The 9686-nt window shown below is 39.1% G+C and carries 5 protein-coding genes; 2 read left to right on the forward strand and 3 right to left on the reverse strand.

Translation table 11 applies throughout. The annotated features are described in order from the left end of the window. Positions 1 to 20 precede the first annotated feature (20 nt). A complete protein-coding gene (locus H5232_RS09350) occupies positions 21 to 1556 on the reverse strand; it encodes a diguanylate cyclase (protein WP_404687826.1) in 1536 nt (511 codons plus the stop codon). 217 nt (positions 1557 to 1773) lie between these two features. Between H5232_RS09350 and H5232_RS09355 the strand changes: the two genes are divergently transcribed. Further along, on the forward strand, positions 1774 to 3558 hold the full coding sequence (locus H5232_RS09355; protein ID WP_182718664.1) for a M61 family metallopeptidase: 1785 nt from the start codon (positions 1774 to 1776) through the stop codon (positions 3556 to 3558). Positions 3559 to 3579: 21 nt separating this feature from the next. Here the strand turns inward: H5232_RS09355 and H5232_RS09360 are convergent, their stop codons facing one another. Beyond that, entirely contained in the window at positions 3580 to 4380 is an 801-nt protein-coding gene (locus H5232_RS09360; protein ID WP_182718665.1) for a glycosyltransferase family 25 protein, read from the reverse strand. 217 nt (positions 4381 to 4597) lie between these two features. On the opposite strand from H5232_RS09360, the gene H5232_RS09365 reads away from it, so the two are divergent. Next, positions 4598 to 6757 carry a S46 family peptidase gene (locus H5232_RS09365; protein WP_182718666.1) on the forward strand — a complete coding sequence of 720 codons (2160 nt, stop codon included), beginning with the start codon at positions 4598 to 4600 and terminating at the stop codon, positions 6755 to 6757. 150 nt (positions 6758 to 6907) lie between these two features. On the opposite strand, the gene H5232_RS09370 is transcribed toward H5232_RS09365, so the two are convergent. Then, the gene (locus H5232_RS09370; protein WP_182734172.1) at positions 6908 to 9325 is read right to left on the reverse strand and encodes a PAS domain S-box protein; all 2418 of its coding nucleotides are present in this window, start codon (positions 9323 to 9325) and stop codon (positions 6908 to 6910) included. Positions 9326 to 9686: the final 361 nt, after the last annotated feature.

Here is a 9686-nt window from a genome sequence, read left to right on the forward strand (position 1 = left end):
AAGCACTAGGTCGGTCGCTGTTATTTATTGATACACAAGCGATCACGACCGGTATTTTTTGCTTTGTAGAGAGCATCATCGGCGCGGTCAAAAGCGCCCAATGGGGTATCACCTTTTTTAAACTGCGTGGCACCGACGGAAACTGTTATCTCTACTTGTTTATCTCTGAACTTAAACGGAATCCCTTTCACCGCTTTTCTTAGTTTTTCAAGAGGTTTTTTGGCATGCTCTAAGGGCATACCTGGCATTAATAAAACAAATTCTTCACCGCCATAGCGGGCTATAAAATCAGATTTACGAATTGACATTTGCAGCGCTTTGGCAATCACTTGTAACGTTTTATCACCCGCGCTGTGACCATATTTATCGTTGATAGACTTAAAGTGATCAACATCAATCACCACTAAGGTGACATCGGATTCTTGTACTGCAAACAAATGAAATTCGTGATGAAAGCGTTCGTCAAATGCGGCTCGGTTTGGCAGTTTGGTAAGGCCATCAAGCAAACTTTTAAAACGTTGCTCATGCAGGCGTTTTTTATATTTAGATAATTTAGTTTCAAGGCTGCCAATGCGTTGATTGATCTCTTGAAAACTGTTTAGCAACATATCGCGATCTTGCTGCTCGAGGCGCTCTTTTTCAATTAAGTCTTCACTTAACGATTTTAATTCGTTATCAACTAAGGCTTTTAATGATGAAATTGAAGTAGCATTTTGGGTTTGTGCTGTCAGATTGTTAATTTTATCTTCAATGCGCTTATTTAATGCAGTAAATTCAGCCCCCATTGCTTCTGAATGTTTACTTGTAGAAACAATTGAGTGGTGTAATTCTTCAAGCGTTTGGTTCAATGACACTAAAAAGCTTTGTGCAGATTGACGCTCTTTACTGATATTGTTGGCAATGATGCGAATAATATCGATTGCAGAGGTCAATAAATCATCCACTGAATCGGTTTCAGAGATATTATTTTTGATGGTTTTTACTTGATCTGCAGCTTCATCTTCAAATACTAAATCATTAGCTAAATTGAGTAACTCTTTTGCTAAATTAGGTTGCACAGCAGTTTGCTGGCATTCAGGAATAGTCAGTTTTACTTGTAAGGCTTGATGATAAATCGTCACTAAACGATTAAGGAGTGGAATGAAATCCCGCGTCGATTGCACATTATTCAGTTCATGATCCAGTAAATGACGCAATGTTCTGCGTGCATCATCTGGTAACCCTTTGGTTTTCTGCAGTAACTTGCCAGCATCGAGCACACTGTTATGAAGTTCACGCTGATGTGTGGCCTGTTGTGCTTCTTGATTTTTTAGCAGTGTAAGAATTTCATCGATCTGTGGCGCGAATAATTCAAAATCGACCCCTTTAGCCAGCGCACTACGAAACTTAGCTAAGCGATTATCAAGTTCAATGTCCATACCTTTACAGCTTAACGATAACTTAGCTGCAAAGTGTGTCAATGTGTCTACTTGATGCTTACGTGCATGTTCAACTACCATACGAGTATCAATGGCTTGTTTAAGTTTTTTATTTAAAACTTCGAGCTGTTGTGACACTAATAGTTACCGCCATTGATTAAATCTTACATGGTTGTAAGTTTACAACAAAAATTGCACAAATGTAGTCAGTAAGTCAAAAACTTAGCATTTGTTGATGATTTTTATTCATCGAACCTATCTGCACGTGTATTTATCGCTTTTAATTCACATTTTCTATCATCATTGTTAGGCTCACGCATAATAAAATCACTTGATATATGAATTAAGAGCCTCTATGAAAAAGTTTTTAGCATTATCGGTATTAGCCGCTTTATCTCACTCGGCATGGGCCGATGTTAATTATTCACTTGCTGTTACTCAACCTGAACATCATTTAGGCAACGTTAGCGTAGAATTTCCACAAACGGCACAAGCACATTTAGATGTAAAGTTGCCAGCTTGGCGAACAGGTCGTTACGAAATTTTGAACCTTGCAAACGGTGTGCGTTTTTTTGAAGCAACAGGCGATAATGGTAAAGCATTAAAATGGGAAAAAATTGATGCCAGTACATGGCGGGTACATTTAGATAAACCAACAGAAGTTAAAATTGATTATCAAGTGTATGCTAATGAGTTAGGTAAACGTGCGCGCCATATTGATGATAGCCACGCATTTATAGATGCATCAGGCTTTTTTATGTTTAGTGAATCATTTCGTCAAGAGCCAGTGACGGTTAAGCTAGATGTACCGAAAGCATGGCGCTCAGTATCGGGTATGGATAATGCAGGCTCAAAACATAGCTTTAAAGCCGCAGATTACGATGTATTAGTTGATTCGCCGATTGAAACGGGTATTAATGAACTCCATAAATTTGCCGTAGATGGGCGCGATTATGAATTAGTGATCTGGGGCAAGGGCAACTATGATGTTGAGCAAATGCTTGAAGATCTTAAGAAGCTGGTAGCAACAGGCAATATTATTTGGGATGCTTACCCGTACCAACGTTATGTATTTATGGTACATGCAACCTCAGGGGCAGGTGGTGCCACCGAGCATTTAAACTCAACGATTATTCAGCGTCCGCGTGACCGTTTTGGCTCGCGTGAAGACTATCTTGCATTTATTAGCACCGCAGCACATGAATTTATCCATACTTGGAACGTAAAAGCATATAGACCTGAAGGTTTAGTTCCTTACGATTACACGCATATTAATTACGATAAACTATTATGGATAGCGGAAGGTTCAACCAGTTATTTTGAAGATCATTTAATGGTGCGCTCAGGGATTGCCACGACGGATGAATTTTTAAACGTGTTAACGAAAACCGTCAACCGTCATTTATCATCGCCTGGGCGTGAGGTACAAAGCGCCACCGAAACCAGTTTTGATAAATGGATAAATCAAGGTGGTGACCATGCTCGTAACTACAGTACTAATATTTACTCAGAAGGTTCATTGATTTCGATGGCCCTTGATATTGATTTACTTGAGAACAGCCAAGGTAAGCAAAGCTACCGTGATATTCATCGTGCACTTTACAATCAATATAAAATGCCGCATGGCTTTACTGCAACTGACGTGAAAACTATTTTAAAACAGTTAACGGGCCGCGATTACAGCCAGTGGTGGGCAAATAATGTTGATGCACCAGCAGATATTGATTTTGACGCACTGTTTAAAAAAGTAGGCTTAATGTTAGAGCGTCCAAAAGATGCAAAAGCCGTTGCCAGTGTTGATGCGATGGCAAAAAATACCGGTGAGTTATTAACTTTAACTCATGTGCGTCGCGATGGCGCTGCATGGCAAGCGGGTTTGACCAGCGATGACAAAATTGTGGCAATTAACAAAAAGCATGTTGGTAAAGATTTAAAATCAAGCTTAGAAACATTTAAAGCAGGGGATAAAGTAACCATTGATTTTATCCGCCGTGATGCACTGCAAAGCACCACAATAACGCTAGCACAAAGCTTTGATAAAGATAAAAAGCTAGTTGCTGACAAACAGGCAACTGCACAGCAAATGGCATTATTTAAAGCATGGATGGGTGTAGAGCACCCAAACCTCGTTAAAAAATAAATACTATTTAATGATGCTAGGTTATGAGTAAAAAGGAGCTGCGGCTCCTTTTTTGCATTTAGGAGTAGTGGGTAAAGCACGCTTAGTTTGGGCAATAAATGCCGCCGTTGCAAAGTGATTGTTTACCGCACTACGGAGTTGCTGACCTTTACGCGCTAAAAACGATTTCTTTTCGCGCGCATTACTACGCGATTTGATATCACTTACCTGCTCACAATCTTGGGAGAATGGATACGGTAGTAATGAATAGCCAGCGACTTGAGTTTCCCAAATATGTTGTAGATCACAATCAACAGGGCGAGCAAACGTTTTAGTGGCAGCTAATAATTGTTTTGCACCTTGATAACTGATTGCAGTAGCACAACATCCTGTCATCAACTTTTTATGGATCACTAATCGTTGCTCAAACTGCAACGGTATCTGATAGGCGATTTTGCGAGTACGGTTTTGATAAGCTGAGAGTTTTATAAGTTGCCAAGCAAGCGGTAATTGCTCAATATTTTTAATTGCACTACCGATACTTGAATCTAAGATAAAGTCATCTTCGAGCACAATTGCGTAATCAAGTTTTCTATCGACAATGGTTTGCCACGCTTTGCGATGGCTCAAATAACAGCCAATCTGCCCAGCACTGAGCGGGTAGTGATATTCTTGTGTATTGAGGCTAGGACTGTAATTAATTTCTTTTTGTGCTTGCGTGAGCATGGCGCCATCAATTGCATCTATACGCTCAAAACTTAGCCCATGTGCGGTTAATTGTCGCTGGCTGTTTGCCAATCGCTCGGTTGAGCGAGCGAGGTTGATCAAAAAAATAGCAGTCATAGTTAGGCCGTGCATTACTAATAGTATTTAAATCCTAACGATTGAAAATGACTAAATGATTGCATTGTTGTGTTGTTTTTATTGCTAACAGAGCTCGATGAAATATTTGTTTTCAGTATTTTGTTACACAATAGTGTGGCTATTTTGTCGCAGAAATATTGACCTTGCTAAGGCTGCACGCGTAACCTGTTATAGAAACAATAAAAAGGATTAAAAAATGCGTTTAAAACCACTCATAGCATCACTTGCTATTGTAGTATCGGGCTCAACATTTGCTGATGAAGGCATGTGGCAACCACACCAACTTCCTGATCTAGAATCAATTCTGAAAGCCAAAGGATTAGAAATTGATGCAAAATCGATTTCTAAATTAACCGAGTTCCCAATGAATGCAGTGATAAGCCTTGGTGGCTGTACCGCATCATTTGTATCGCCAAAAGGGCTGGTGGTTACCAATCATCACTGTGCTTATGGTTCGATTCAATATAACTCAACACCAGAGAACAATATTTTAGAAAATGGTTTTTTAGCAACAACACCGGCTGAAGACTTACCAGCGGCACCCGGCTCTAGAGTGTATGTAACTGAAACAGTTACCGACGTGACCAAAAAAGTAATAAAAGGCACTGAAAAACTCAGCGCCAAAGCGCGCTACGACGCGCTAGAGAAAAACGAAAAAGCATTAGTGTCAGCATGTGAAGCTGACGATAATTATCGCTGTAATGTGTATTCATTCCACGGTGGTCTAGAGTTTTACTTAATCAAATCACTAGAAATTAAAGATGTACGCTTAGCATACGCGCCTGCCATGGGCGTAGGTAAGTACGGTGGCGATATCGATAACTGGATGTGGCCGCGCCATACCGGCGACTTTTCATTTTATCGTGCATATGTAGGTAAAGACGGCAAACCAGCTGAATTTAGCGAAGACAATGTACCTTATGTGCCTGACTCATATTTAAGCGTCAGTGCTAAAGGCGTCCAAGATGGCGACTTTGTTATGGTAGCAGGCTATCCTGGGCGCACTAACCGTTACCGCATTGCTGCTGAAGTTGATTATGTATTTAATACCAGCTATCCCAAATCACGCGAGCATAATTCAAAATATGTGTCTTTAATTGAAGAGAATTCAGAAGATGGCAGCAAAGCGCGTATTGCTTATGAAAGCACTATTGCGGGTTACAATAACTATATTAAAAACTACGGGTCAATGATAGAAAGCTTTAATAAAGGCACTATGTATGAACGTAAAAAGCAATTTGAACAAGATCTCACTGCGTGGATAAACAGCGACCGTAAGCGTAAAAAACAATACGGTAAAGTGTTAAATGAACTGTCGGCGCTAGTCGCTCAATCGCAACAGCACAATGATCGTGATCGTATGCTTGGCTATGTACACCGCTCACAAATGATCAGTACCGCACGTAGCTTATATCGCTTAGCGTATGAGCAACAAAAACCTGATAGCGAACGTGAATCTGGCTATCAAGAACGCGATTTACCACGCTTTGAAGCCGGTTTAAAGCGCATGAGTCGCCGTTTTGATGCAAACGTTGATAAAGCCATTTTATTACATTTTTTAGAGCTTTATGCTGCGTTACCTAAAGAAGAGCGTTTTGCAGAAGTAGATAAAGTTTTTGAATTAGAAAATGGCTTTGATAAAACCAAGCACAGTGCACTATTAGCAAAAATGTATGCTAATTCAACGCTAGATAATGAAGACGTTCGTATCGCGTTATCTACGCAATCATTTGCTGAACTTGAACAAAGCCAAGATGCATTTATGCAATACGCGAAGGCCATCTTTGCCGTAATGAAAGCTGAAGAAGACAAAGACAAAGCACTTGCCGGTAAACTACAAGCGGCGCGTCCACAGTTAATGAGTGCTATCATAGCGTTTAATGAAGCACAAAATAAACCTGTGTATGCAGATGCGAATAGCACATTACGTGTAACGTATGGCACTGTTGGAGGCTATTCACCGCAAGACGGTTTGATAGCAACACCGTTTACATCACTTGAAGGGCTACTTGCAAAAAACACCGATGTTGATCCATTTAACGCGCCTGAAAAACTGCAACAGCAAATCAAGGCTAAAATATTTGGTGATTACACCGGTGGCATGAATACCGTACCAGTTAACTTTTTATCAAACGTAGACACGACTGGAGGTAACTCAGGTTCACCAACACTTAACGGTAAAGCCGAACTGGTAGGCTTACTGTTTGATGGTGTGTACGAAAGTATTATTGGCGATTGGGATTATAACCCAGCACTTAATCGTTCAATCCACGTTGATTCACGTTACATGCTGTGGGTGATGGATAAAGTAGATAACGCACAAAACCTATTAGACGAAATGAAAATCGTAAAATAAGTAATCAGTAAAATAGTAGGGCGCTTACCATAACGGTAAGCGCCTTTTTTAATAAGTATAATTTGTAATGACTTATGTCTACTTTTTGCTATGAGCGGAAGTTGATTTGCCGAAGCCGAACTGGCAATAAAGCACAAACAAAGCAAGTACTTACTTTATAAATGAGCTCAGAACACCGTATAGGGTAGCAATATCAATTGGTTTTGCTATATGTGCATCAAATCCTTGGCTTAAATAATCAGCAACGTCATCAATCATTACATTTGCGGTTAGTGCAATTATCGGTATATGCTTATTGAAATTAATGATATTTTTCATTGCTTCAACACCATCCATTTCAGGCATTTGTATATCCATAAGTATCAAATCAAAGTCCTTTTCTTTAGCTGCTTCTACTGCCTGTTTACCGTTATCTACAATAGTTAATGATGCATTAGTGCCTTCGAGCATTGACTGAATGACAATTTGATTGATTTCGTTATCCTCAGCAATCAGTATTTTCTTTCCCCTCAACGGCGGCGGAGTCATAGATTTTTGTACGAAAGAGCTGACACTCTTATTGGTTATAGTTAATGGTAATATGACTCTTATAGTGGTGCCTCTACCCACATTGCTTTTTACATCGATAGTGCCTCTCATCATAAGAATAAGACTGAGGGTAATCGACATACCCAGCCCAGTTCCACCAAATTTACGTGTTGTTGAGTTGTCTGCCTGTGAAAAACGATCAAATATACGAGCTTGAGCTTCCTCACTCATTCCAACTCCTGTATCAGCCACTTCAAGACTAATAGCCTGCTTTTCTTGGTAAAGAGTTTCGCTCAAGTGAATGTTTACGCTACCCTTTTCAGTAAACTTAACAGCATTCGACACAAGATTGAGTAATATTTGCTTAACACGGACAATGTCTCCTAACCAGTGATCATTAAAATTTTCATCAATATTACTGACAAGTTTAATACCCTTATTACTGACTATGCTGTCCACTTCAAATTTCACAGATTTAATTATATCGCTAATCGAGAAAGGCTCTTGCTCTAGGCTTAGTTTATTGCTCTCTATCTTTGAGTAATCCAAAATATCGTTGATAATGGTTAACAGCGATTTAGAAGACGATACTGCATTTTTAAGCATTACTTTGGACTTGGCATCGAGATACTCAGTATTGACCATCTGCAGTCCGCCTAAAATTGCATTCATGGGCGTACGTATCTCATGGCTCATATTTGACAAAAATTCACTTTTCGTTTGGGTTGCCTGCTCAGCTTTTTGCTTAGCTACTTCTAGCTCATTTATCGCATTTATTTTATCTGTAATGTCGTAATTTACACCGATGACTTTTAGAGCGTTGCCATCATTATCTCTAATAACTTCTGCGCTAGCTTTGATTGTTCTTACCTGCCCGTTTGGATGTACTACTCTAAACTCTGGATTAAAAGCACCTAAACCTGATACGGCATCCTCTAATTGTTTGTTAGACTCTTCCATATCATCAGGGTGAAGACTATGAGTCCAAGCTTCATAAGCACCAGAAAAACAATTCTCTGTAATGCCATACAGCTTGTACATCCATTCATCCCAGATTAATTCTCCCGAAATGACATCCCACTCCCACACACCAATTTGAGCTGATTCATTTGCCAATTTCATTCTCAGAGAACTGGTTTCAGCTTGGTTTTTTGCTATTTGTAATTCGGTTTCTATCTGTTTCTGATGGGAAGTATCTTGGATGACAGAGCAAATCAGCTCATCGCCATTTGCACTCTTAATTATAACGCCCGACAATTGTACGGGGTATTCATAACCCTTTTTATGAATATATTCTTTATAGTAAGGTCCGTAACGGCCTGTTTCTGAGAGGGATTTTAGTTGTTCTTTTTCTTGTTCTTCGTACTTTTTTGGTGTCAACTTCCAATAGTCCATTTGATTTAGTTCGTCTTTGTCATAACCACTAAAACGACTCAGTTCCTTGTTAACATACTCAAATAAACCATTATCTAACCTATTAATTGCAATGCCTACCGGCGCTAAGCTAAAAAACTGTTCAAATTTTTCTTTTTCCTCATTGAAAGCGTAGCTAATTCGTTCTATGTCTGTTGAAGCACTATGCAATTTGTTTTGCGTCTCAACTAATTCACTAATATCTCTACCTATGGCTAAAATAAAAGCATCACCATCCACATTTAATACAGTCAGAGATACAAGGCATGGAAAAGATGAGCCGTCTAATCGAGAGTGAACCCACTGAAACAGCTGTGGCCCTTTAGTCAGAGTATTTTCAATGTGTTCTGCGGCTATTTCCTCTGAACGTCTGCCACATGGTTGATACTCAGGTGAGATATCAGAAGGCTTTAAATTAATAAAGTTGTCTTTACTTTCCACGCCGTGCATATTGATTGCAGCTTGGTTACATTCTGTGAATTTACCAGATTTCAGATCGATTATTGATAGTGCGTCCCCAGATACTTCAAACAACTTCTTATACTTTATATTTTCAGCTCTAGCGTTTGCAAGCTGAACTTTAAGCTGGTCAATCTCCGCTTCGAGATCGTTTGTGGGATTACTCATAAGAACTCACTGTTAATTGTGTTTTTTCTTTTCCTATATATAACAATAGCTATAGTCCATTTTTTGTAAAAACAGAAGTTTTAAATAGAGAGTATTGAGTGGCTATTTCCTTATAGCACCGTTTGACGAGAATCAATATTTTTTCAAATAGCTACAAACTACGAGAAGATAATTATAGTTGGCTGTAATGATAAGTGAAAAATACAACAGATTATTGTTCTTTTTATTTTTTATAGCTGTAATGGTCTAATGAAACTGGACAGGTTTATAGCGTAAAATGAGCTAAACCCAAAAGGTATCACTATGACCAGAAAATCAAAAGTAACACTCAGTGCACAACAAAAACTTGAATATGCCAAAT

Origin of the sequence: Pseudoalteromonas sp. SG41-5, from assembly GCF_014164495.1 — a bacterium.
Lineage (GTDB): Bacteria > Pseudomonadota > Gammaproteobacteria > Enterobacterales > Alteromonadaceae > Pseudoalteromonas > Pseudoalteromonas rhizosphaerae.